Genomic DNA, 22336 nt, shown 5'->3' with positions numbered 1-22336 from the left:
TGTTTCACGTGAAACATCGGCCCGACCGGACCGGCCGGACCGGCCTTAGGGTGGCCGGGTGAGCGAGCAGACCGAGCAGAGCGACCAGACAGTTCCCGAAGAGCCCGTCGCGTCCACCGACGCGGTCGACGCCGGTGTCGCCGGTGGGGCCGGTGAGTCCGGTCATGCCGGTGGCTCCGATGCCGGTGGTGTCGGTGACGGCGGTGGTGTCGGCGGTGCCGGTGAAGCCGCCGGGGGCGGTGAGGAGCGGCCCGAGGCACGGCTGGACCGGGCCGTACGGGCGGCCGAGCAGGCGCTCATCGAGTTCGAGATCGCGGTGGAGACCTTCCGGGTGGAGGTCGAGAACTTCTCCCGCCTGCACCACCAGAAGCTCGGGCCGATGTACTCGCGTCTCGACGAGCTGGACGCGTTGATCGCGGAGGCGAAGGCGGCGCGCAGCGGTGACCCGGAGGATCTGCGGCGGGCGCACGAGGCACGCGCCCTGGTGATGCCGATGCCCGGTGTCGACGAGCTGTTCAACGACTGGCTGGACTCGGACGGGATGTCCGACGACGCGTCCGCCATGCTCACCGAGCGGTCCGTGCGGCCGCCGGAGCGGGTGCGGCCGTCGGAAGAGGTGCGCAAGCTCTACCGCGAGCTGGTCCGCAAGGCACACCCCGACCTCGCGCCGGACGAGACCGAGCGGGAGCGACGCGACGCCTTCATCGTGCGGGTCAACGCGGCCTACGGACGGGGCGACGAACAGGCGCTGCGCGAGCTGGCCGAGGAGTGGGCGGCGGGCCCCGTGCCGGAGGCCGCCAGGCCGAGCGAGAGCGAGGAGCTGTACGCACGGCTGGAGTGGCTGGCGGCGCGCAAGGAACTGCTGGCGGCGGTGGCGCGGGAGCTGGAGGACAGCGCGATCGGTTCGATGCTGCGGATGGCGCCGGAGGACCCGGACCGGTTGCTGGAGGAGATCGCCGAGCAGCTGCTGGAGCGGGTGTCCGAGCGCGAGTCGGAACTCGCCGAACTGGCCGGGTAGCGCGGCGGCGCGGTGCGCCGGGAGGCGCCTCGCGCACAGGTGGGGCGGCGTCGGGTGGCTGGGGCGTCGGTGGGCGGTCGGATAGGTTGGCAGCCTGATTCGTGACGAGAGAAGGCGACAGCTATGAACTTCGGACCGCTTCCCTCGGTGGACGCCGCCGCGGTGCCCTCCGAAGGCTTTGTCCTGGACGTCCGTGAGGACGACGAATGGGCGGCCGGACATGTCGAGGGTGCGCTGCACATCCCGATGAGCGACTTCGTCGCCCGCTTCGGCGAGCTGACCGAGGCCGTCGAGGACGGCGGTCGGGTGCACGTGATGTGCCGGGTCGGCGGGCGCTCCGCGCAGGTCACCCAGTACCTGGTGCGCCAGGGCATCGACGCCGTGAACATCGACGGCGGCATGCAGGCCTGGGACGGCGCCGGGCGCCCGATGGTGACGGACAACGGGAACCCGGCCTTCGTGCTGTAGCCCTGTAGCCCTGTAGTCCGCTCCGCGGGGGTCGCACCCGGGTTCGCTCAGGTGAGGGGATGGGCGGCCAGCAGGTCGCCCAGGGCCTCCTCGTGCGCCGCGGCCGGGCCCAACTGGAGTTCCAGCTGCTTGGCCCAGGCGTGGTAGCGGTGCAGCGGGTACTCGGTGTCGGCGCCGAAGCCTCCGTGCAGGTGCTGGGCGGTCTGCACGACCCGGCGTACGCCCTCCGAGGCCCAGATCTTGGCCACCGCGACGTCGCCGGCGATCGGCAGCGGGCCGCCCGCGCCGGCCGTCGCCGATTCGAGCCGCCAGGCGGCCTGCCAGAGGGTCACCTCCATGGCCCGCAGGTCGATGTAGCGGTCGGCCGCCTGGACGGCCACGGCCTGGAAAGTGGCGATGGGGAAGCCGAACTGTTCGCGCTTGCCGGTGTACTGGCTGGTCATCGTGAGCACGGCCTCCCCCAGCCCGAGCGCGAGCGCGCACGTGCCGGTGGTCAGCAGCCGGCGGAGCCCGTCCCAGGCGTCGGGGGCGTCGAGGAGGTGCGTGGCGGGCACCCGTACGCCGTCGAGCGAGAGCTCGGCGAGCCGCTCCCCGCTCGTGGAGTACTGGTCCGCGAGGGTCACCCCCGCTCCGGTGCGCGGCACCAGCGCGAGCACGGCCTCGCCCTCCCCGGCGTGGGCCGGGACGGCGATCCAGTCGGCGTTGTGCCCCCAGGCGACGGAGGTCTGCACCCCGTCCAGGACCCAGTGCGCGCCGTCCCGCTGGGCGGAGACGGCGAGTTCGGCGGGATCGTGGCCCGTGCGACCGTGCGCGGCGGCGGCGAGGACGATCTCGCCCCGACCGGCGCCGGGCAGCAGGGCCGCCGCCAACTCGGGGCTGCCGTGGGCCTGGACGACCATCGCGGTGGCGCAGTGCTCCAGCAGCGGCACCCGGGCCAGCACCTTCGCCGCCTCGCGGAGCACCAGGCACAGGGCGATGGCGTCGAGCCCCGCCCCGCCGTGTTCCTCGGCGAGGACCAGGCTCAGCAGGTCGGATCCGGCGAGCCTGGCCCACAGGGGACGGTCGAAGTCGTCGGCCACGGCCCCGGGCGAGAGCGCGGGACTGGGCACGCCGTCGGGGGCGACGTCCGCGAACACGGCCCTCGCCGCCTCGACGGCCGCCTGCTGTTCCTCGGTGAAGGTGAAGTCCACTGCCTGTCCTCCCGCGTGCACCGGATCCCGTTCAGGTCTGACGGAGCGTCAAGATAGAACACGTTCCTGAAAATGCACAGCCTTGGAAATGTGTGGCCTTGGAGAGTGCACGGCCGCGCACCGGAGGAGGTGGTCGGTCAGCGGTCGAAGTCGATCTCCACTTCCTCCGTCACCGCGTGCGACTGGCAGGCCAGGACGAAGCCGGCCTCCGTCTCCTCCGTCTCCAGCGCGAAGTTGCGGTCCATCCGGACCTCGCCCGAGACCAGGAACGCCCGGCAGGTTCCGCACACTCCGCCCTTGCACGCGTACGGGGCGTCCGCGCGGTTGCGCAGCACCGCGTCCAACAGGGACTCGCCGTCCTCGACCGGCCAGGTGCCCGAGCGGCCGTCGAGCCGTGCCGTGACACGGCCGTGGGTGGCGGTCGCGGAACGGACCGGGGCCGACGCGGCGGTGTCCTCGACGTGGAAGATCTCCTCGTGCACCCGGGTCCGGCCGACGCCCAGCGCGCCCAGGGCTCGTTCCGCGCCCTGTACCAGGCCGTAGGGGCCGCACAGGAACCAGCCGGTCACCTCGGCCACCGGCAGCAGTGCGGGCAGCAGAGTCGTCAGGCGTTCCTCGTCCAGCCGGCCGGACGGCAGACCGGCCTCCTGCTCCTCGCGGGACAGGACGGTCACTAGCTGGAAGCGGTCCGGGTAGCGGTCCTTGAGGTCCGCGACCTCCTCCAGGAACATCGTCGAGGCGGCCGTACGGTCACTGCGCACCAGGCAGAAACGGGCGTCGGTCCGGGCCGACAGCAGCGAGGCGGCGATCGACAGCACCGGGGTGATGCCGCTGCCGCCGACGATCGCCGCGTAGTGCGCGGCGGCCGGCGCGGCGGCCGGGTCCAGCACGAACCGCCCGGCGGGGACCATCACGTCGAGCACGTCGCCGGCGGCGATCTCCTTGTGCGCGAAGGTGGAGAACTCCCCGCCCTCCACCAGTCGCACCCCGACCCGCAGCAGCGCGGGACCGGCGGCGCCGGGCGCGGGCGAGCAGATCGAGTACGTACGGCGGGCCTCCGTCCCCTCGGGGCCGCGCCGGCGCAGGGTGAGGTGCTGGCCGGGGGCGTGGAGGTACTCGGCCCGCAACTCCTGCGGCACGCTCAGGGTCAGCGCCACCGAGTCGTCGGTGAGCCGGTCGACCGCCGCCACCGTCAAGGAGTGGAACGCGCCGTGTCGTGCGGGGCGCGCGGACACCGGTGTGGGCGACGGCGGGGACACGGCCATCTAGAGCTCCTTGAAGTGGTCGAACGGTTCGCGGCAGGTGACACAGCGGCGCAGTGCCTTGCACGCGGTGGAGGAGAACCGGCTGAGCAGCTCGGTGTCGGTCGATCCGCAGTGGGGGCAGCGGACCGACAGGGTGAGCGGGACCGGTCCGCCGGCGGAATGGGGGCGGGGCGGGGCGATGCCGAACTCGGCCAGCTTGCGGCGCCCTTCGGCGCTGATGTCGTCGGTCGACCAGGCGGGGGCCAGGACCGTGCGCACCCGGACCTCCGGTATGCCGTGGTCGGTCAGGATCCGCCGGATGTCGTCGGACATGGCCTCGATGGCCGGGCAGCCGGTGTAGGTCGGGGTGAGGGTGACCTCGACGTGCCCGTCGGCGTGCATCCGGACGCCGCGCATGACGCCGAGCTCGGCGAGGCTGAGGACGGGCAGCTCCGGGTCGGGGACCGACCCGGCCAGGTCGGCCAGCTCGGTCTCCAGGCGGGTCATTCCCGTGCCGGTGGTCACCACGACGCTCCGGGGTGGCTGCGGTGCAGGTGCTGCATTTCCGCGAGCATCCGCCCGAACGACTCGGTGTGCAGTCCCTCGCGGCCGGCGCCGGCGGCCCAGGCGCCCGTGCGGCGGCCCTCGGGCAGGGTGAGCCCGGCCCGCTCCAGCACGGCGCCCACGGCGGCCAGCCAACGCTGCTCCAGGGCCTGCCAGTCCACGCCGTCGAGCCCGTCGATCGGCCGGAACATCTCGCCGGTGTACCGCCACAGCGCGGTCAGCGCGGTCAGCATCCGGGCGCGGCTCTCCTCGGTGCCGTCACCGAGCCGCAGCGTCCACTGCTCGGCGTGGTCGCGGTGGTAGGCGGTCTCCTTGACGGCCTTGGCGGCCAGCGGGGCGAACGGGCCGTCGCCCGCGGCCAGCACCGTGTACAGCTCGTGCTGGTGGAAGGAGAAGTACAGCTGGCGGGCGATGGTGTGGGCGAAGTCGCCGTTCGGCTGCTCGACCAGCTGGAGGTTGCGGAAGGACCGCTCGTCGCGCAGGAACGCCAGCTCGTCCTCGTCCCCGGCCATGGAGAGCAGGACGCGGGCCTGTCCGAGCAGGTCGAGGGCGATGTTGGCGAGGGCGACCTCCTCCTCCAGGACGGGGGCGTCGCCCGCCCACTCGCCGAGGCGGTGGGACAGGATCAGCGCGTCGTCGCCGAGGGCGAGGGTGGCGGCGCGGAGCGTGGCGGGGCTGGTCTCGGTCGTGGTGTCGATGCCGGTCACAGGTGACGCACCCCCTCGGGGATCTCGTAGAAGGTGGGGTGCCGGTACGGCTTGTCCGCGGACGGGGCGAAGAACGGGTCGCGCTCGTCGGGGGACGAGGCGGTGATCCCGGTGGAGGGCACCACCCAGATCGAGACGCCCTCGTTGCGCCGCGTGTACAGGTCACGGGCGTTGCGCAGGGCCATCTCCGCGTCCGGTGCGTGGAGACTTCCGGCGTGCGTGTGCGAGAGGCCGCGGCGTGAGCGCACGAACACCTCCCACAGGGGCCAGTTCTGCGTCATACCCGTGCCTCGCTTTCGGTGCTTGCCTTGCTCGCTTGCTTCTCGGCGTACGCCGCGGCCGCGTCGCGGACCCAGGCGCCTTCCTCGTGGGCCGTGCGGCGGCGCGTGAGGCGTTCCTCGTTGCAGGGGCCGTTGCCCTTGAGGACGTCCCAGAACTCGGCCCAGTCGATGGCGCCGAAGTCGTGGTGTCCGCTCTCCTCGTTCCACTTGATGTCCGGGTCGGGCAGCGTCAGGCCCAGCGCCTCGGCCTGCGGCACGGCGATGTCCACGAAGCGCCGGCGCAGCTCGTCATTGGAGTGCCGCTTGATCCGCCAGGCCATGGACTGCGCGGAGTGCGCCGACTCGTCGTCCGGCGGGCCGAACATCATGAGCGAGGGCCACCACCAGCGGTCGACGGCGTCCTGCGCCATCGCGTGCTGCTCCTCGGTGCCCTTCGAGAGCGCCATCAGCAGCTCGAAGCCCTGGCGCTGGTGGAAGGACTCCTCCTTGCAGATCCGGACCATGGCGCGGGCGTACGGGCCGTAGGAGCAGCGGCAGATCGGAACCTGGTTGGTGATGGCCGCGCCGTCCACGAGCCAGCCGATCGCGCCGACGTCGGCCCAGGTCAGGGTGGGGTAGTTGAAGATCGACGAATACTTCTGCTTGCCCGAGTGGAGCTTGTCGAGGAGTTCGTCGCGGCTGGTGCCGAGGGTTTCCGCGGCGCTGTACAGGTACAGGCCGTGGCCGGCCTCGTCCTGGACCTTGGCCATCAGGATCGCCTTGCGGCGGAGCGAGGGCGCGCGGGTGATCCAGTTGGCCTCGGGCTGCATGCCGATGATCTCGGAATGCGCGTGCTGGGCCATCTGGCGGACCAGGGAGGCGCGGTACTCGTCGGGCATCCAGTCGCGCGGCTCCACTCGCTCGTCCGCCGCCACGGCGGCGTCGAAGGCAGCCGCCAGCTGTGCCCCGAGGTCGGTCCCCAGGGCTTCGTCCTGCCCGGACTCCGGGGTCACTGTGACCATTGCGGGCTCCCTGTCAGAGTTTGTCGGCCGGCCGCCGGTCACCCGACCGACCGATCGTTCGGTTCGTCCTCTTCAATGGTGAGACGACGGCCCGTAGGGTGTCAACCTCTGTGGGCAACCCTGTGGAAGCCGGATGATCGGGGCGGGATGGATTCGAACGAGCGCGAGCCTTCGGAACAGCCCGTTCCGGAGGCTCTCACGCCGGGTGCGCCCGCGGACACCGAGGCCGGCCCGCCGGTCGTCGCGCCGCCGCCCAGGGCGCCCGGGATCGCCGGTCTGTCCACCCCGTACCGGGTGGTCGTGGCCCTCGCGCTGGGGATCGTCGCCGTGGCCGCCTGCGGGCACCTCGCGGCCGTCTTCCTGCACGTGGCCCCGTCCAACACGCTCAGCAAGCGGCACGCGAGCACGATCGACGCCTGGATCTACCCCGAGTTCGAACAGAACTGGAAGCTCTTCGCCCCCAACCCCCTCCAGCAGAACATCGCGGTCCAGGTACGGACCCAGGTACGGGCCTCGGACGGCGGGCTGACCACCGGCGGCTGGCGCGACCTGTCCGCCGAGGACGGCGCGGCGATCCGCCACAGCCTGCTGCCGAGCCACACCGAGCAGAACGAGCTGCGGCGGGCCTGGGACTTCTTCACCGGCTCCCACGACGAGAACAACAAGCCGAACGGCGAGCGCGGCGCGCTGTCGGAGGAGTACCTGCGCCGCATCGCGATGGACCGGCTGGCGCCCCGGGATCGGGAGGACCGGATCGTACGCATCCAGTTGCGTTCGGCGACGACCGCCGTGGCCGTGCCGAAATGGAGCGACGAGCAGAGCGACACCCGGACCTACTACCGGGAGCTGCCGTGGTGGACGGTCTGAGGCCGAGCGCGCGCAGCCGTGCCCGCGCGGCCGCCGGGCAGGCCTTGGCGCAGGTCACCGGCCGGGCGCTGGGGCCGTACCAGAGCGCCGTGGTGCGCATCGGGTTCTCCGCGACCTGGCTGTTCTTCCTGCTGCGGGAGTTCCCGCACCGGCACGAGCTGTACGGGCCCGACGGCCCCTGGAGCTGGGGGATGGCCGAGCGGCTGATCGCCTCGAACCGGGCCTTCACGGTGCTGATGTGGTCCGACGCGACCTGGTGGTTCGAGCTCGTCTACGGGCTCTCCGTGCTCGCGAGCGTGCTGCTGATGCTGGGCTGGCGGACCCGGGCGACGTCCGTGCTCTTCATGATCGGCGTGCTGTCCCTCCAGAACCGCAGCGTCTTCATGGGGGACGGCGGGGACAACGTCATCCACCTGATGGCGATGTACCTCGTGCTCACCCGCTGCGCGCGGGTCTGGTCCCTGGACGCCCGCCGGGCGCGGCTGCGCGGCTCGGCCTCGGCCGGTGCGGCGGGGCCCGTGCTGTGGAGCGTGCTCGGGCTGCTCTTCGCCTACGGGGCGGTGACCGGGAGGTTCGGCGCGGGCTGGCTCGCCGCGTTCGCGACGGTGTGGGTGGTGCTCGGGCTGTGGTGGCTCGTCGACCGCTTCGAGCCGGAGGGGGAGGGCCGGGCCGTCCTCGACGTGCTGGCGAACCTGCTGCACAACGCGGGGATGCTGGTGATCATGGCGGAGGTCTGTCTGATCTACGCCACTGCGGGCTGGTACAAGATCCAGGGCTCGCGCTGGCAGGACGGCACCGCGCTGTACTACCCGCTGGGCCTGGACTACTTCACCCCGTGGCCGGGGCTGTCCGGGGTGCTGGCGGGCAGCGGGACCCTGGTGATGCTGCTGACCTACGGGACGGTCGCGGTCCAGGTCGCGTTCCCGTTCACGCTGTTCAACCGGCGGATCAAGAACGTGCTGCTCGCGGTGATGATGCTGGAGCACGCCGGGATCGCGGTGCTGCTCGGCCTGCCGTTCTTCTCGCTGGCCATGATCGCGGCCGACGCGGTGTTCCTGCCGACGGTGTTCCTCGTCTGGCTCGGCGCTCGTGCGGGCGCCGCGCGCCGGCGCGACCGGGCCGCCTCGGAGCCGCCGCCGGGCCCGCTCGACGCCCCGACCCCGATCCCGGCCGAGGTCGCGCGCTGACAGGGCGCCCGCCGGTCCCGGGGCCCGTGCGCGGCCCGTAGGGTCGGCGGTATGAGTGAGCAGCACGGGGACCCCGGACAGGTCGCGCGGGAGTGGCGGGAGGCCGCCGGGCGGGAGGACGTGGTCCTGCTCGACGGGTTCCACGCGCTGAAGCACGCGCTGCGCTTCGGTGCCCGGGTGGAAGCCGTCGTCGCCGACGATCCCGAGGCCGTCGGGGCGCTGGCCGCCGAGCTGGCCCCGGACGTGGAGGCGCGGGTCCGCGGGCTGGTGCGCGGGACGGAACTCAAGGGGTTGCTGGCCCGGGGGCACCCCACCGGGGTGGCCGCGCTCGCCGTGCGACCGGACCGCGAGGCGGGCCGTGAGGCGCTGCGCCGGCCGGGCCGCACCGCCCCGATCGTGGTCCTGGACAACCCGCGCAACCTCGGCAACGTGGGCGCCGTCGTCCGGCTCGCCGCCGGCTTCGGCGCCACCGGGGTGGTCACGCGCGGAGACCTCGACCCCTGGCACCCCAACGTGGTCCGGGCCGGGGCCGGCCTGCACTACGCGACCACCGTCGACCGGGTCGAACTGGAGACCCTGCCGCCCGGGCCGCTGTACGCGCTCGACCCGGAGGGCGAGGACATCCGTGCCCTCACCCTCCCGGACGACGCCCTGCTCGCCTTCGGCTCGGAACGCCACGGGATCTCGCCTGAGCTGCGGGCCCGCGCCGATCACCTGGTGTCCCTGCCGATGCGGCCGCAGGTCTCCAGCTACAACCTGGCCACCAGCGTGGCCATGGCCCTCTTCCACTGGGGCGGGCCCCACCTCGACCAGGCCCACCCCGACCGGGTCTAGGCCCTGTCGTCAAAGTCTCGCCTGGCCCGCGGCGCCCGGTACCGCACCTCGCCGCGTTGTCGGGGCACCCGAGTACGTCCAGTACACGGGAGCCCCTCCGCCTTGCGATGCACGGCACCGGACACCGCGGGCCCTACCGGCGCCACTTTGGCGACAGGACCTAGGCCTGGCGGCGGACCTCCACCACCCGGAACCGGTTCGCGACGAAGGCGCCGTCGCACAAGGCCGCGTTGGCGGCCGGGTTGCCGCCGGAGCCGTGGAAGTCCGAGAAGGCCGCCGTCTGGTTGACGAAGACCCCGCCGGTCAGGTTCAGCGACAGCTGCGCCGACTCCTCCAGACAGACCGCCTCGACGGCCCGCTCGGTGTCCGCGGACGTGGTGTACGCGCCCACGGTCATCGCGCCCTTCTCCCGCACCGTGCGGCGCAGCAGCTCCAGTGCGTCGGCCGTGGAGTCGACCGCGACCGCGAACGACACCGGGCCGAAGCACTCCGAGAGGTAGGGGGCCTCCGGGTCGGCCTTGGCGGCGTCCAGCTTGACCATCACCGGCGTGCGGACCACCGCGTCCGGGAACTCCGGGTTCGCGACCTCCCGCGAGGCCAGCGCGACCTCGCCCAGTCCGGCCGCCGCCTCCAGCCGGGCCTTGACGTCCGGGTTGACCAGCGCGCCCAGCAGGGCGTTGGCCCGGGCGTCGTCGCCCAGCAGGCCGCCGACCGAGGCCGCGAGGTCGGCCACGACCTCGTCGTACGTCTTGTGTCCGGCGTCGGTGGCGATGCCCTCGCGCGGGATCAGCAGGTTCTGCGGGGTGGTGCACATCTGGCCGCTGTAGAGGGACAGCGAGAACGCCAGGTTGGACAGCATGCCCTTGTAGTCGTCCGTGGAGTCGAGGACGACGGTGTTCACGCCGGCCTTCTCCGTGTACACCTGCGCCTGGCGGGCGTTGGCCTCCAGCCAGTCGCCGAACTCCGTGGAGCCGGTGTAGTCGATCAGCTTGATCTCGGGGCGCACGGCGAGCGTCTTGGCGATGCCCTCGCCCGGCCGCTCCACCGCCAGCGCCACCAGGTTCGGGTCGAAGCCGGCCTCGGCGAGGACCTCGCGGGCCACCCGCACCGTCAGCGCGAGCGGGAGGATCGCCCGGGGGTGCGGCTTCACCAGGACGGCGTTGCCGGTGGCCAGGGAGGCGAACAGGCCCGGGTAGCCGTTCCAGGTGGGGAAGGTGTTGCAGCCGATCATCAGCGCGATGCCGCGCGGCACGGCGGTGAACGTCTTGCCGAGCTTGAGCGGGTCCTTCTTGCCCTGCGGCTTCTCCCAGTCGGTCTGCCCCGGGACGCGGGTCTGCTCCTCGTACGCGTAGGCCACGGCCTCCAGACCGCGGTCCTGCGCGTGGGGGCCGCCCGCCTGGAACGCCATCATGAAGGCCTGGCCGCTGGTGTGCATCACCGCGTGGGCGAACTCGTGCGTGCGGGCCGAGATCCGGGCGAGGATCTCGACGCAGACCACGGCGCGGGTCTCGGGACCGGCGTCCCGCCAGGCGCCCATGCCCGCGCGCATCGCGGGCAGCAGCACCTCCGGGTCGGCGTGCGGGTACTCGACGCCCAGCTCGGGGCCGTACGGGGACACCTCGCCGCCCGTCCAGCCGTCGGTGCCGGGCTGGTCGAGTTCGAAACGGGTGCCGCGCAGGGCCTCGAACGCCGCGAGCCCGTCGGCCGGGGCGGTCTCCCCGTAGGCCTTGGGGTGCTCGGGATGCGGGGACCAGTAGGCGCGGGTGCGGATGGCCGACAGCGCCTGGTCCAGGGTGGGACGGTGCTTCTCGGTCAGCTGGGGGACGGTGGGCTCGGCGGCCATCAGGGACCAACTCCTCGTTGAGCCGGGCAAGATCGGGCTGGTTCGCAGACTGGGATCCGGCAGGGGCGGGTGAAGAAGAGCAGACTGGAGTTAGAGTAACCGAACGATCGGTCGGGACAAGAGGGCCCGGCGGACCTGTGGACAAGTCGGTGCGGGAGGATCGGGTCATGACAGCAATCGAGCGGTCCCGCACTGTGGCGGTCATCGGCGCCGGCACGATGGGGCAGGGCATCGCCCAGGTCGCCCTCCTCGCAGGTCACCCGGTGCTGATCCACGACGTCAACGAATCCCTCGCGCGGGACGGTCTCGGCCTCGTGCAGGACCGCGTCGAGCGCATGGTCGCCAAGGGGCGCCTGGACCGCGCCGAGGCCGACGACGCGATCGGCCGGATCGGCTGCGCACGCGACCTCGCGGACCTCGCCGACGCCGCACTCGTCATCGAGGCCGTCGTCGAGGACGTCACCGTCAAGCGCGCGCTCTTCGCCGCGCTCGAAGAGGTGGTTTCGCCGGACGCGCTGCTGGCCACCAACACCTCCTCCCTCTCCGTGACGGAGATCGCCGCGGGACTCGCGCACCCCGGCCGCTTCCTCGGCCTGCACTTCTTCAACCCCGCCCCGCTGCTCCCGCTCGTCGAGGTGGTCAGCGGCTTCGCGACCGACCCGGCCGCCGCCGAGCGCGCGTACGACACCGTCCTGGGCTGGCGCAAGACGCCGGTCCGCTGCGCCGACACCCCCGGCTTCATCGTGAACCGGATCGCCCGCCCCTTCTACGCCGAGGCCTTCGCGGTGTACGAGGAGCGGGGCGCCGACCCGGCCACCATCGACGCCGTGCTCCGCGAGAGCGGCGGCTTCAAGATGGGCCCGTTCGCACTGACCGACCTCATCGGCCAGGACGTCAACGAGGCCGTCACCCGCTCCGTCTGGGAGTCGTTCTTCCGCAGCCCCAAGTTCACCCCCTCCCTCGCGCAGCGCCGGCTGGTCCAGTCGGGTCGCCTCGGCCGCAAGTCGGGCCACGGCTGGTTCCCGTACGGCGAGGCCGCCCCCGAGCCCGTCCCGCACACCGCGGGCCCCGAGGAGGCGCCCGCCAAGGTCACCGTCGTCGGGGACCTCGGCCCGGCGTCCGCGCTGACGGAGCTCCTGGAGGAGGCCGGGATCGCGGTCGAGTCCACCGAGCACGGGGGGCCGTACATCCAGCTCCCCGGCGAGGGGCAACTGGTGCTCGCGGACGGCAAGACCTCCATCGAGTTCGCGGACGTCGTCTACTTCGACCTCGCGCTCGACTACCGCGACGCCACCCGGATCGCCCTGTCCGCCGGCGAGGACACCACCGAACAGACCCTGGCCGAGGCGATCGGCCTGTTCCAGAAGCTCGGCAAGAAGGTCTCCGTCATCGGCGACGTCCCCGGCATGATCGTCGCCCGGACCGTCGCCATGCTGATCGACCTCACGGCCGACGCCGTCGCGCGCGGGGTCGCCGCCGCCGAGGACATCGACACGGCGATGCGACTGGGCGTCAACTACCCGATGGGCCCCGCCGAATGGCACGACCGGCTCGGCCGGGACTGGGCGTACGACCTCCTGCACCACCTCGACGAACGCTGCCCGGGCGGCCGCTACGCCCCCTCGCTCGCGCTGTACCGGCTCGGCTACGCGGCGGGCGACGACGAAGCGGAAGACGCGGGACCGGGTGACACGGGCACGGACGGGGCGGTCGGATCGGGCACGGACGGGACGGAGGGGGACGCGGAGTGACGACGCCCCGGCGGGACACCTACACACCGGAGACGCTGCTCTCCGTCGCGGTCCAGGTCTTCAACGAGCGCGGCTACGACGGCACCTCGATGGAACACCTCTCCAAGGCCGCGGGGATCTCCAAGTCCTCGATCTACCACCACGTCGCCGGCAAGGAGGAACTCCTGCGCCGGGCCGTCAGCCGCGCGCTGGACGGTCTCTTCGCGGTCCTGGAGGAGCCGGGAGCGGTACGCGGCCCGGCGGTCGAGCGCGTCGAGTACGTCACCCGGCGGACGGTCGAGGTGCTGCTCGCCGAACTCCCCTACGTGACCCTGCTGCTGCGGGTGCGCGGCAACACCCGGACCGAACGCTGGGCACTGGAGCGCCGCCGCGAGTTCGACCACGCGGTGGCCGACCTCCTCAAGGCCGCGGCGGCCGACGGCGACCTGCGCGCGGACGTGGACATCAGGCTCGCGACCCGGCTGCTCTTCGGCATGGTCAACTCCCTGGTCGAGTGGTACCGCCCCTACCCGGGCGCCGACCACGCGCAGCTCGCCGACGCGGTCGTCCACATGGCCCTGGACGGTCTCCGCGCCCAGAAGTGACCCCGGCGGAGCCGTACGGGCCGCACGGGCCGTACGGGAGCCGCGCGGCGGCCGGGCCTCACCCGGACGGCCCAGCGGGGCGCGCGGGAGTCCCGGTGCCGCCCGAGAACCGGGGCGCCGGGCGCGCCCTCACGCCGGTTCCGGGTCGTCCGGGAGGGCGGGGCCGGGCGCACGGGTGTCGGTGTCGAGGAGGTCCGTCTCCTCGAACACCAGCAGCGTGCGGGTGGACAGCACCTCCGGGATGGACTGGAGGCGGGTGAGCACCAGCTCCCGCAGGGTGCGGTTGTCCGGCGTGTGGACCAGCAGCAGGACGTCGAAATCACCGCTGACCAGGGCGATGTGCGCCGCGCCCGGGAGTTCGCGGAGCTGCTCGCGCACCGTCCGCCAGGAGTTCTGCACGATCTTCAGGGTGATGTAGGCGGAGGCCCCCTGGCCCGCCCGCTCGTGGTCGACCCGCGCCGTGAAGCCGCGGATGACCCCGTCGTCGATCAGCCGGTTGATCCGGGCGTACGCGTTGGCCCGCGACACGTGGACCTGCTCGGCCACCGACCGTATCGACGCCCTGCCGTCCGCCTGGAGCAGCCGCATGATCGACCGGTCGATCGAATCGAGCGGCCGGGGCGGCGGGGCGGCCGTCGCGGGGGGCCCGGACGGGACCGGCGGGGCGCCCGTGACACCACCGGGTACGGCCGGCGCGGAACCGGCTCCGGCCATTTGTTCATCCGGCATTGCCCACTGCCTCCCTGCGTTGGACGTCCTGCACCCATCCCACGGCCCCGCCGCCACTTTGTCCACAGCCTGGAGCCGGCTGTAGCCAAATTGCGCGGACAACCGAACAATCGGTAGGTGAGGCGCCTCACACCCGGGGTGCTCCCTGCCCGCTTCCCACGAGGAGGTGTACGCCGCCATGACGGTCCAAGAGCTGCCCGGTGCCGGTGCGTCCCACCGTTTCACGCCGCCCGCCTGGAGTCCCCGCACGGATGCCGCCCCGCTGCTCCCGGACCCCGAGCCGTACCGGGTGCTGGGCACCCCGGCCGCCGACGGGCTCGACCCCGAGCTGATGCGCCGGTGCTACGCCGAGCTCGTGCGAGGCCGCCGCTACAACGCCCAGGCCACCGCGCTCACCAAGCAGGGCCGGCTCGCCGTGTACCCCTCGACCGTCGGCCAGGAGGCCTGCGAGATCGCCGCCGCGATGGTCCTGGAGGAGCGCGACTGGCTCTTCCCGAGCTACCGCGACACCCTCGCCGCCGTGGCGCGCGGGCTGGACCCCGTACAGGCCCTGACGCTCCTGCGCGGCGACTGGCACACCGGGTACGACCCGCGCGAGCACCGGATCGCCCCGCTCTCCACCCCGCTCGCCACCCAGCTCCCGCACGCGGTCGGCCTGGCGCACGCCGCCCGACTGCGCGGGGACGACGTGGTCGCGCTCGCCATGGTCGGCGACGGCGGCACCAGCGAGGGCGACTTCCACGAGGCGATGAACTTCGCCGCCGTCTGGCAGGCCCCGGTCGTCTTCCTCGTGCAGAACAACGGCTTCGCGATATCCGTCCCGCTCGCCAAGCAGACCGCCGCCCCGACCCTGGCCCACAAGGCCGTCGGGTACGGGATGCCGGGCCGGCTGGTCGACGGCAACGACATCGCCGCGATGCACGAGGTGCTGTCCGAGGCGGTCCGGCGGGCCCGCTCGGGCGGCGGCCCCACCATGATCGAGGCCGTCACGTACCGCATGGAGGCGCACACCAACGCCGACGACGCCACCCGCTACCGCTCGGACGCCGAGGTGGAGGCCTGGAAGGCGCACGACCCGGTGGCCCTGCTGGAGCGCGAACTGACCGCGCGCGGCCTGTTGGACGCGGAGGGCATCCAGGCGGCGAAGGACGCGGCCGACGCGATGGCGGCGGCGCTGCGCGACGGGATGAACGCCGATCCGGTGCTCGACCCGATGGACCTCTTCGCGCACGTCTACGAGGAGCAGACCGACCGGCTGCGCGAACAGGCCGAGATGCTGCGCGCCGAACTCGAAGCGGGGAACGAGTGATGACGACCACCACCGCGGCCAGGCCCGTCGCCAAGCCGGCGACCATGGCCCAGGCCCTGGGCCGGGCGATGCGCGACGCGATGGCCGAGGACCCGACCGTCCACGTGATGGGCGAGGACGTCGGCACGCTCGGCGGGGTCTTCCGGATCACCGACGGGCTCGCGAAGGAGTTCGGCGACGACCGGTGCACGGACACGCCGCTCGCGGAGGCCGGCATCCTCGGCGCCGCCGTCGGCATGGCCATGTACGGGCTGCGGCCGGTCGTGGAGATGCAGTTCGACGCGTTCGCGTACCCGGCCTTCGAGCAGCTGATCTCGCACGTCGCGAAGATGCGCAACCGCACCCGCGGCGCGATGCCGCTGCCGATCACCATCCGGGTGCCGTACGGCGGCGGGATCGGCGGTGTCGAGCACCACTGCGACTCCTCCGAGGCGTACTACGTCGCCACCCCGGGCCTGACCGTGGTCACCCCGGCGACCGTGGAGGACGCCTACGGGCTGCTGCGCGCGTCCATCGCGAGCGACGACCCGGTGATCTTCCTGGAGCCGAAGCGGCTGTACTGGTCGAAGGCCGACTGGTCTCCCGAGACCCCGGCGGCCGTGCCCGGCATCGGCAAGGCGCTGGTCCGCAGGGCGGGCACGAGCGCGACGCTGATCACCTACGGGCCCTCCCTGCCGGTGTGCCTGGAGGCCGCCGAGGCGGCCCGCGAGGAGGGCTGGGACCTGGAGGTCGTGGACCTGCGCTCGCTGGTCCCCTTCGACGAGGAGACGGTCGTCGCCTCCGTGCGCCGCACCGGGCGAGCGGTGGTGGTCCACGAGGCCGGCGGCTTCGGCGGACCGGGCGCGGAGATCGCCGCCCGCGTGACGGAGCGCTGCTTCCACCACCTGGAGGCGCCGGTGCTGCGGGTGACCGGGTTCGACATCCCGTACCCGCCGCCGATGCTGGAGAAGCACCACCTGCCCGGCGTGGACCGGATCCTGGACACCGTGGCCCGCCTGCAGTGGGAGAACTGATGCCGCAGGTACTGGAGTTCAAGCTGCCGGACCTCGGCGAGGGACTCACCGAGGCGGAGATCGTCCGCTGGCTGGTGGCGGTCGGCGACGTCGTCGAGATCGACCAGCCGGTGGTCGAGGTGGAGACGGCCAAGGCGATGGTCGAGGTCCCGTGTCCCTACGGCGGTGTGGTCACCGCCCGCTTCGGGGAGGAGGGGACGGAGCTGCCGGTGGGAGCCCCGCTGATCACCGTCGCGGTGGGGGCGGCGTCCCTCCCGCAGGCCCCGGCCGCGCAGGCGGCCGGGGCCGAGGGCGCGGGCAACGTGCCCCGGCCCCTGATCGGTTACGGCGAGGACCACTCGCGCCCGGCGCGTCGGCGACGGGTGCGACCCGTCACCGCCGCGGTGTCGGCACCCGTCGTCGCCGCTCCGGTCGCTCCGGCGGTTCCGGTCGTTCCCGTTGTTCCGGCGCCCGTCGCCGGCCCGGTGCCCGTGATCTCGCCGCTGGTGCGCAAGCTGGCCAAGGACGGCGGGGTCGACCTGCGCGCGCTGACGGGGTCGGGGCCCGAGGGGCTGATCCTGCGGGCCGACGTCGAGGCGGCGCTGGCCGCACTGCGGGCGGCCGAACCGGCCCCGGCCCCCGCGCCGGTTCCCGTCGTCGCCGTCGCGGGCGAGGTGCGGATTCCGCTGAAGGGCGTACGGGGAGCCGTCGCCGAGAAGCTCTCGCGCAGCCGGCGGGAGATCCCCGAGGCCACCTGCTGGGTCGACGCGGACGCCACCGAACTGATGGCCGCGCGGAGCGCGATGAACGCCGCGGGCGGGCCCAAGATCTCGGTACTGGCGCTGCTGGCCCGGATCTGCACGGCCGCCCTGGCCAAGTACCCGGAACTCAACTCCACCGTGGACCTGGCGGCGAAGGAGATCGTCCGGCTGCCGTCGGTGCACCTCGGGTTCGCCGCGCAGACGGAACGCGGCCTGGTCGTCCCGGTGGTCCGGGACGCGCAGACCCGCAACCCCGAGACGCTGTCGGCGGAGTTCGGGCGACTGACGGAGTTGGCACGGTCCGGGAAGCTGGCCCCGTCCGACCTCACGGGCGGGACGTTCACCCTCAACAACTACGGGGTGTTCGGAGTGGACGGTTCCACGCCGATCATCAACCACCCGGAGGCGGCGATGCTGGGGGTGGGCCGGATCATCCCGAAGCCGTGGGTGTACCGGGGGGAGCTGGCCGTCCGTCAGGTCGTGCAGCTGTCACTGACGTTCGACCACCGGGTCTGCGACGGAGGCACGGCCGGCGGCTTCCTGCGGTACGTGGCCGACTGCGTCGAATCGCCCGCCGTCCTGCTGCGCTCGCTGTAGCACCCCCGCCGTCCCGGGGCCGCCGTACGCGGCACCGGGACGGTGTCCCGGGGGCCCGGGACGGGTTCGGGAGACGGGTTCCGGCTCAGGCCGTGGTGAGCAGCAGTTTGCCGACGTGCGCGCTGGACTCCATGACCCGGTGGGCCTCGGCGGCGTCCCGCATCGGGTACGTGGCGTGGACCACGGGGCGCACCCGGCCCGCCGCCACCAGAGGCCACACGTGCTCCCGTACCGCCGCGACGATCGCCGCCTTCTCCTCCAGCGGCCGTGCCCGCAGCGAGGTCGCGGTGATCGCCGCACGCTTCGCCAGCAGCGCGCCCAGGTTCACCTCGGCCTTCACCCCGCCCTGGAGCCCGATGATCGCGAGCCGGCCGTTGACGGCCAGGGCGTCCAGGTTCCGTGACAGGTACTTCGCGCCCATGATGTCCAGGATCACGTCCGCCCCGGCCCCGCCGGTCGCGGCCCGTACCTCCTCGACGAAGTCCTGCTCGCGGTAGTCGATCAGGATGTCCGCGCCCAACTCCGCGCAGCGCGCCAGCTTCTCCTTGCCGCCCGCCGTCACCGCCACCCTCGCGCCGACCGCCTTGCCCAACTGGATCGCCATGGTGCCGATCCCGCTGGAGCCGCCGTGCACGAGGAGGGTCTCGCCGGGGCGCAGCCCCGCCACCATGAACACGTTCGACCACACCGTCGTGACCACCTCCGGCAGCGCCGCCGCCGTCACCGGGTCCAGGCCGTCGGGCACCGGCAGCAGTTGTCCCGCCGGGACGGCCACCCGCTCCGCGTACCCGCCGCCGGCCAGCAGGGCGCACACCTCGTCGCCCACCGACCAACCGGACACTCCCGGCCCGATCGCGGTGATCCGACCGGAGCACTCCAGCCCGGGGTACCGGGACGCGCCGGGCGGGGGATCGTAGAACCCCTGCCGCTGGAGGACGTCCGCGCGGTTCACGGCGCTCGCCGCGACCTCGACGAGCACCTCGCCCTCGCCCGCCACCGGATCGGGTACGTCGGTCCAGACCAGGGCCTCGGGGCCGCCGGGCTGCTCGATGGTGATCGCATGCATGGCCCGGAGGCTACGCGAACCGCTCCCCGCCGGCCGGCAACCCGGCTACTCCGCGGACCCCAGGGTGGCCGGCGGCGTGTGCGGCGGCACCGCGCGGACGATGGTGATGACGCGGTCCGTGGACTGGAGCGGGCTCGCGTGCGGGTCGTCGTACGCCAGCAGTCGGTGGCCGCGCAGCACGCTCACCACGAGGTCCTCGGTCTCCCGGACCGACTTGCCGACCTCCGGCTTCCGGACGGGCCGTTCGATCAGGTCCAGGCCGCTGCCCTGCTGGATCAGGTCCTCCATGACGGTGCCGGCGCTGGGGCTGAGCACCGACAGGCCCAGCAACCGGCCCGCCGCGCTCGCGCTCGTGATGACCGCGTCCGCGCCCGACTGGCGCAGCAGCGGGGCGTTCTCCTCTTCCCGCACCGCCGCGACGATCTTCGCGCCGCGGTTGAGTTGACGCGCGGTCAGTGTCACCAGGACGGCCGTGTCGTCCCGCTGCGTGGCGATGACGATCTGGCGGGCCTTCTGCACCTCGGCGCGGAGCAGCACGTCGGAGCGGGTGGCGTCGCCCACGACGCCCGTGAGCCCCTCCGCGTTGGCGATGTCGACCACCTTGGAGCTCGGGTCGACGACGACGACCTGCTCCTTGTGGAGGCCGGTGGCCAGCAGCGTCTGCAGGGCCGAGCGCCCCTTGGTGCCGAAGCCGATCACGACCGTGTGGTCACGCAAGTTCTTCCTCCAGCGGTTCAGCCGCCATTCTTCCCTGGTCCGCTCGGTGAGGACTTCCAGGGTGGTACCGACGAGGATGATCAGGAACAGCACGCGCAGCGGCGTGATCAGCAGGACGTTGAGCAGCCGCGCGCTGGCGCTGTACGGGACGATGTCGCCGTATCCGGTCGTCGACAGGGTGACGGTCGCGTAGTAGACGCAGTCGAGCAGGGTGATGCTGTCGTCGGCGTTGTCGTGGTAGCCGCCCCGGTCGAGCCACACGATCAGGACGGTCAGGCACATCACGAACAGGGCCATCAACAGGCGTCGGGTGACCTGCCGCAGGGGCTTCTCGACCTCCCGTTTGGGCAGTTTGATGCGCCGGGAGACGAGTTTCTCGTCCGCGCCCCGGGCCATGGCGTCATGGCCGTGCAGTTTCACGTGAAACATCCCCCCGCTGCCCATGGCAGATCGAGTACTTCGAGTTCCTGCCCGGACCGCGCGCCGCCGGTCGGCACGACGGCCAGCGCGTCGGCGGCCGCCACCCCCCGGAGCATCGCGGGGCCGTGGTAGCGCAGCGGCACCGCGTGCTCGTCGGTCAGCAGCACCGGGACGAGCCGGGTGTCGTACGGGTGCCCGGGTACGTCCCCCTGAACCGCGACCGTGTACCGGGGGCGTTGCCGGCGCCCCGCGAGGGCCCGCAGCAGCGGTTCGGCCAGGGTCAACAGCCCGGACACGGCGGCGAGCGGGTTCCCGGGAAGCCCCACCAGGTGGCGGCCGGCGGACCGGTCCCCGAGCCGGGCCAGCAGCATCGGATGCCCGGGGCGCACGGCGACCCCGTCGACGAGGAGTTCGGCCCCCGCGCGCCGCAGCACGGGACGCACGTGGTCGACGGGGCCGGAGGCGGTGCCGCCGGTGGTGACGATCAGGTCGGCGTCGGAGGCGGTGACGGCCTCGTACAGGGCCTCGGCCCCGGCGGGGTCGTCGCCGAGCCGCCGCGTTCCGATGACCTCGGCGCCGAGTCGGGTGAGCCACGGGCCGAGCATGGGGCTCAGGGCGTCGCGGATCAGGCCGTCGTGCGGGAGGCCCTCGGTCAGCAACTCGTCGCCGAGCACCAGGATCTCCACGCGCGGCCGGGGCCGGGTCTCCAACTCGTCGTACCCCGCGGCGGCGGCCAGGCCGAGCAGCGCCGGGGTGACCAGGGAGCCGGCGGGCAGCAGCAGGTCGCCGGAGCGGCACTCCTGGCCGCGCGGGCGGATGTCCTGGCCGGTGGCGACGGGCCGTTCGGCGAACAGTTGGGAGCCGGCCTCGCGGGAGTGCTCGGAGCGGATCACGGCGGTGGTGTCGGCGGGGATCCGGGCCCCGGTGGCGATCCGTACGGCCTCGCCGTCCGCGAGGGGCTCGGGCCGGTCCGCGCCGGCCAGTACCCCGCCGTCCCGCACGGTCCACGGGCCGGGGCCGGCGACCGCCCAGCCGTCCATGGCCGAGGTGTCGAAGGACGGCAGGTCGGTGAGGGCGTCGAGGGGCCCGGTCAGCACCTCGCCGAGGGCGTCGGGGAACGGGACCCGGTGCGAGCGGGCCCGGACGCCGGAACCGGCCCGGACGGCCGCCTCGCGGGCCCGGAGCCAGGGCGCGGCGCGGTGCCCGCCACCGTCCGGGGTGCGCGAGACGAGGGCCAAGGCCTCGTCGAGGGGGTCGGCGGAGGAGCGGGGGGACCCCTCGGGGCCGGGGGCGGCGGATTCGGCCGGGACGCGCTCGGCGTCGGTACGGGTCATCCGGAGCCGGCTTCGGTGTTCTTCTCGGAGGTTTCCTCTGCCCAGCGCAGCGCCAGGTCGGTCGCCTTGCGGGAGGCTTCGGCGACGGCTCGGGCCGGGTCCGCTCCGGCGGCCTCGGCCCGGGCGGCCGCGTAGCCGATGAGGAAGGTGGTCAGCGGGGCGGCGGGCCGGGCGACGCCGTGGGCGGCGTCACGGGCGAGGTCGAGCAGGGCCTTGGTGTCGACGTCCACCTCGATGCCCAGCTCGTTCTTGACGGCGGTGATCCATTGATCCAGCACGGTCCCATGCTCTCTGATCCGGGCCCGGGCGGCCGCGAGATCGTCCCAGGTGTCGCAGTCGAAGGAGGCGAGTGGCGCAGTGGCGATGACGGTCGCCACGTCGAGTCCGGCGGTGAGCTCGCGCAGCGGGAGGCCCGCCAAGTCACCGTGCTCGGCGGCCAACCGGGCGAGCCCCGCACGGAGCGGCTCCGTACGGTAGGAGGCCACGAGGGGTTGGTCCCGGCCGTCCGGATCCCGCAGCATCGCCCCGTCGGGTCCGGGCGAGTCCAGCAGGGACCGTACGGTGGCGCGGTCCAGGAACGGCAGGTCGGCGGAGAGTACGAGCACCCGCGCCGCGGTCGTCTCCCGCAGCCCGGCGTCCAGCGCGGCCACCGGTCCGCCGCCCGGCGGGTCCTCGCGGGTCCAGCGCACGGGGCGCGAGGTGACGCGGGTCCCGCCGACGACGACGGTGGCCCCCGCGTCGACGCAGGCGTCGAGGACCCGGTCGAGCAGGGCCCGGCCGCCGACGTGCAGGGCGGGCTTGTCGGCCCCGCCGAGTCGCCGCGCGGCGCCGCCTGCGAGGACGATGGCGTCGTAGCTCATGCCTCTGAGTAT

General features: G+C 73.2%; 22 protein-coding genes. 10 read left to right on the top strand and 12 right to left on the bottom strand.

Annotated features, from left to right (window positions below; genetic code table 11):
* The first annotated feature begins 58 nt into the window (after nt 1-58).
* The gene (locus OHA84_RS18345; protein ID WP_371591413.1) at nt 59-1018 is read left to right on the top strand and encodes a hypothetical protein; all 960 of its coding nucleotides are present in this window, start codon (nt 59-61) and stop codon (nt 1016-1018) included.
* Between the two features lie 123 nt (nt 1019-1141).
* Nucleotides 1142-1486 (top strand): rhodanese-like domain-containing protein, encoded by a 345-nt coding sequence (locus tag OHA84_RS18340; RefSeq protein ID WP_053675575.1) that lies wholly within the window; start codon nt 1142-1144, stop codon nt 1484-1486.
* Nucleotides 1487-1533: 47 nt separating this feature from the next.
* Here the strand turns inward: OHA84_RS18340 and OHA84_RS18335 are convergent, their stop codons facing one another.
* The 6 genes from OHA84_RS18335 to paaA form a co-directional block, all read right to left on the bottom strand.
* Nucleotides 1534-2676: an acyl-CoA dehydrogenase family protein gene (locus OHA84_RS18335; protein ID WP_266970717.1), complete on the bottom strand. Its 1143-nt coding sequence runs from the start codon at nt 2674-2676 to the stop codon at nt 1534-1536.
* A gap of 137 nt (nt 2677-2813) precedes the next feature.
* Nucleotides 2814-3941 (bottom strand): 2Fe-2S iron-sulfur cluster-binding protein, encoded by a 1128-nt coding sequence (locus OHA84_RS18330; protein WP_266970719.1) that lies wholly within the window; start codon nt 3939-3941, stop codon nt 2814-2816.
* Nucleotides 3942-4427, bottom strand: a complete 486-nt coding sequence (gene paaD / locus OHA84_RS18325) for a 1,2-phenylacetyl-CoA epoxidase subunit PaaD (protein WP_053675750.1) — start codon at nt 4425-4427, stop codon at nt 3942-3944.
* A 14-nt stretch (nt 4428-4441) separates the two neighbouring features.
* A complete protein-coding gene (paaC, locus tag OHA84_RS18320; RefSeq protein WP_234349865.1) occupies nt 4442-5191 on the bottom strand; it encodes a 1,2-phenylacetyl-CoA epoxidase subunit PaaC in 750 nt (249 codons plus the stop codon).
* A complete protein-coding gene (paaB, locus tag OHA84_RS18315) occupies nt 5188-5472 on the bottom strand; it encodes a 1,2-phenylacetyl-CoA epoxidase subunit PaaB (protein WP_053675581.1) in 285 nt (94 codons plus the stop codon). The genes paaC and paaB overlap by 4 nt, the downstream gene beginning before the upstream one ends.
* Complete coding sequence (paaA, locus tag OHA84_RS18310) at nt 5469-6473, bottom strand: 1,2-phenylacetyl-CoA epoxidase subunit PaaA (RefSeq protein ID WP_078998388.1); 1005 nt, start codon at nt 6471-6473, stop codon at nt 5469-5471. The genes paaB and paaA overlap by 4 nt, the downstream gene beginning before the upstream one ends.
* A 147-nt stretch (nt 6474-6620) precedes the next feature.
* Here paaA and OHA84_RS18305 point away from each other — a divergent pair, with 147 nt between their 5' ends.
* From OHA84_RS18305 to OHA84_RS18295, 3 genes are read left to right on the top strand one after another with little or no spacing between them, the layout of a single operon-like run.
* Nucleotides 6621-7340 (top strand): DUF5819 family protein, encoded by a 720-nt coding sequence (locus OHA84_RS18305; protein ID WP_371591412.1) that lies wholly within the window; start codon nt 6621-6623, stop codon nt 7338-7340.
* Entirely contained in the window at nt 7325-8527 is a 1203-nt protein-coding gene (locus tag OHA84_RS18300; protein WP_371591411.1) for an HTTM domain-containing protein, read from the top strand. Before OHA84_RS18305 ends, OHA84_RS18300 begins: the two co-directional genes overlap by 16 nt.
* Nucleotides 8528-8578: 51 nt before the next feature.
* Entirely contained in the window at nt 8579-9361 is a 783-nt protein-coding gene (locus tag OHA84_RS18295; protein WP_266970727.1) for an RNA methyltransferase, read from the top strand.
* Between the two features lie 160 nt (nt 9362-9521).
* On the opposite strand, the gene paaN is transcribed toward OHA84_RS18295, so the two are convergent.
* The gene (paaN, locus tag OHA84_RS18290; protein WP_053675590.1) at nt 9522-11204 is read right to left on the bottom strand and encodes a phenylacetic acid degradation protein PaaN; all 1683 of its coding nucleotides are present in this window, start codon (nt 11202-11204) and stop codon (nt 9522-9524) included.
* A gap of 167 nt (nt 11205-11371) precedes the next feature.
* On the opposite strand from paaN, the gene OHA84_RS18285 reads away from it, so the two are divergent.
* Complete coding sequence (locus OHA84_RS18285; RefSeq protein WP_053675757.1) at nt 11372-12955, top strand: 3-hydroxyacyl-CoA dehydrogenase; 1584 nt, start codon at nt 11372-11374, stop codon at nt 12953-12955.
* A complete protein-coding gene (locus OHA84_RS18280; protein ID WP_053675592.1) occupies nt 12952-13539 on the top strand; it encodes a TetR/AcrR family transcriptional regulator in 588 nt (195 codons plus the stop codon). Before OHA84_RS18285 ends, OHA84_RS18280 begins: the two co-directional genes overlap by 4 nt.
* 129 nt (nt 13540-13668) lie before the next feature.
* Here OHA84_RS18280 and OHA84_RS18275 read toward each other — a convergent pair whose 3' ends face one another.
* The gene (locus OHA84_RS18275) at nt 13669-14268 is read right to left on the bottom strand and encodes an Lrp/AsnC family transcriptional regulator (RefSeq protein ID WP_078998391.1); all 600 of its coding nucleotides are present in this window, start codon (nt 14266-14268) and stop codon (nt 13669-13671) included.
* 178 nt (nt 14269-14446) lie between these two features.
* Between OHA84_RS18275 and pdhA the strand changes: the two genes are divergently transcribed.
* The 3 genes from pdhA to OHA84_RS18260 are packed head-to-tail and all read left to right on the top strand — an operon-like array spanning nt 14447 to nt 17927.
* On the top strand, nt 14447-15577 hold the full coding sequence (gene pdhA / locus OHA84_RS18270) for a pyruvate dehydrogenase (acetyl-transferring) E1 component subunit alpha (RefSeq protein ID WP_053675759.1): 1131 nt from the start codon (nt 14447-14449) through the stop codon (nt 15575-15577).
* Entirely contained in the window at nt 15577-16590 is a 1014-nt protein-coding gene (locus OHA84_RS18265) for an alpha-ketoacid dehydrogenase subunit beta (RefSeq protein WP_266970731.1), read from the top strand. Before pdhA ends, OHA84_RS18265 begins: the two co-directional genes overlap by 1 nt.
* Entirely contained in the window at nt 16590-17927 is a 1338-nt protein-coding gene (locus OHA84_RS18260; protein WP_266970733.1) for a dihydrolipoamide acetyltransferase family protein, read from the top strand. Before OHA84_RS18265 ends, OHA84_RS18260 begins: the two co-directional genes overlap by 1 nt.
* Before the next feature lie 85 nt (nt 17928-18012).
* Here the strand turns inward: OHA84_RS18260 and OHA84_RS18255 are convergent, their stop codons facing one another.
* Genes OHA84_RS18255 through OHA84_RS18240 form a run of 4 tightly spaced genes read right to left on the bottom strand, consistent with a single transcriptional unit; the run spans nt 18013 to nt 22324 of the window.
* Entirely contained in the window at nt 18013-18993 is a 981-nt protein-coding gene (locus OHA84_RS18255; protein ID WP_053675601.1) for an NAD(P)H-quinone oxidoreductase, read from the bottom strand.
* 45 nt (nt 18994-19038) lie between these two features.
* Nucleotides 19039-20139, bottom strand: coding sequence for a TrkA family potassium uptake protein (locus tag OHA84_RS18250; protein ID WP_199826423.1), 1101 nt, complete (start codon nt 20137-20139; stop codon nt 19039-19041).
* On the bottom strand, nt 20127-21464 hold the full coding sequence (locus OHA84_RS18245; protein WP_266970736.1) for a molybdopterin molybdotransferase MoeA: 1338 nt from the start codon (nt 21462-21464) through the stop codon (nt 20127-20129). The genes OHA84_RS18250 and OHA84_RS18245 overlap by 13 nt, the downstream gene beginning before the upstream one ends.
* Nucleotides 21461-22324 carry an NTP transferase domain-containing protein gene (locus OHA84_RS18240; protein WP_266970738.1) on the bottom strand — a complete coding sequence of 288 codons (864 nt, stop codon included), beginning with the start codon at nt 22322-22324 and terminating at the stop codon, nt 21461-21463. Before OHA84_RS18240 ends, OHA84_RS18245 begins: the two co-directional genes overlap by 4 nt.
* Between the last annotated feature and the right edge of the window lie 12 nt (nt 22325-22336).

The organism is Streptomyces sp. NBC_00513 (assembly GCF_041431415.1).
Lineage (GTDB): Bacteria > Actinomycetota > Actinomycetes > Streptomycetales > Streptomycetaceae > Streptomyces.
The sequence above is the reverse complement of the archived record's forward strand: the minus strand, read 5'-3'. Positions and strand labels throughout refer to the sequence as shown.

What these genes read in the sequence shown, in the direction of transcription:
- OHA84_RS18295 (WP_266970727.1), top strand. Translation starts at nt 8,579, where the DNA reads ATGAGTGAGCAGCACGGGGACCCCGGACAGGTCGCGCGGGAGTGGCGG.
- pdhA (WP_053675759.1), top strand. Translation starts at nt 14,447, where the DNA reads ATGACGGTCCAAGAGCTGCCCGGTGCCGGTGCGTCCCACCGTTTCACG.
- paaD (WP_053675750.1), bottom strand. Translation starts at nt 4,427, where the DNA reads ATGACCCGCCTGGAGACCGAGCTGGCCGACCTGGCCGGGTCGGTCCCC.
- OHA84_RS18275 (WP_078998391.1), bottom strand. Translation starts at nt 14,268, where the DNA reads ATGCCGGATGAACAAATGGCCGGAGCCGGTTCCGCGCCGGCCGTACCC.
- OHA84_RS18260 (WP_266970733.1), top strand. Translation starts at nt 16,590, where the DNA reads ATGCCGCAGGTACTGGAGTTCAAGCTGCCGGACCTCGGCGAGGGACTC.
- OHA84_RS18240 (WP_266970738.1), bottom strand. Translation starts at nt 22,324, where the DNA reads ATGAGCTACGACGCCATCGTCCTCGCAGGCGGCGCCGCGCGGCGACTC.
- OHA84_RS18340 (WP_053675575.1), top strand. Translation starts at nt 1,142, where the DNA reads ATGAACTTCGGACCGCTTCCCTCGGTGGACGCCGCCGCGGTGCCCTCC.
- OHA84_RS18245 (WP_266970736.1), bottom strand. Translation starts at nt 21,464, where the DNA reads ATGACCCGTACCGACGCCGAGCGCGTCCCGGCCGAATCCGCCGCCCCC.
- OHA84_RS18330 (WP_266970719.1), bottom strand. Translation starts at nt 3,941, where the DNA reads ATGGCCGTGTCCCCGCCGTCGCCCACACCGGTGTCCGCGCGCCCCGCA.
- OHA84_RS18255 (WP_053675601.1), bottom strand. Translation starts at nt 18,993, where the DNA reads ATGCATGCGATCACCATCGAGCAGCCCGGCGGCCCCGAGGCCCTGGTC.
- paaN (WP_053675590.1), bottom strand. Translation starts at nt 11,204, where the DNA reads ATGGCCGCCGAGCCCACCGTCCCCCAGCTGACCGAGAAGCACCGTCCC.
- OHA84_RS18305 (WP_371591412.1), top strand. Translation starts at nt 6,621, where the DNA reads ATGGATTCGAACGAGCGCGAGCCTTCGGAACAGCCCGTTCCGGAGGCT.
- OHA84_RS18250 (WP_199826423.1), bottom strand. Translation starts at nt 20,139, where the DNA reads ATGTTTCACGTGAAACTGCACGGCCATGACGCCATGGCCCGGGGCGCG.
- paaA (WP_078998388.1), bottom strand. Translation starts at nt 6,473, where the DNA reads ATGGTCACAGTGACCCCGGAGTCCGGGCAGGACGAAGCCCTGGGGACC.
- OHA84_RS18265 (WP_266970731.1), top strand. Translation starts at nt 15,577, where the DNA reads ATGACGACCACCACCGCGGCCAGGCCCGTCGCCAAGCCGGCGACCATG.
- paaB (WP_053675581.1), bottom strand. Translation starts at nt 5,472, where the DNA reads ATGACGCAGAACTGGCCCCTGTGGGAGGTGTTCGTGCGCTCACGCCGC.
- OHA84_RS18285 (WP_053675757.1), top strand. Translation starts at nt 11,372, where the DNA reads ATGACAGCAATCGAGCGGTCCCGCACTGTGGCGGTCATCGGCGCCGGC.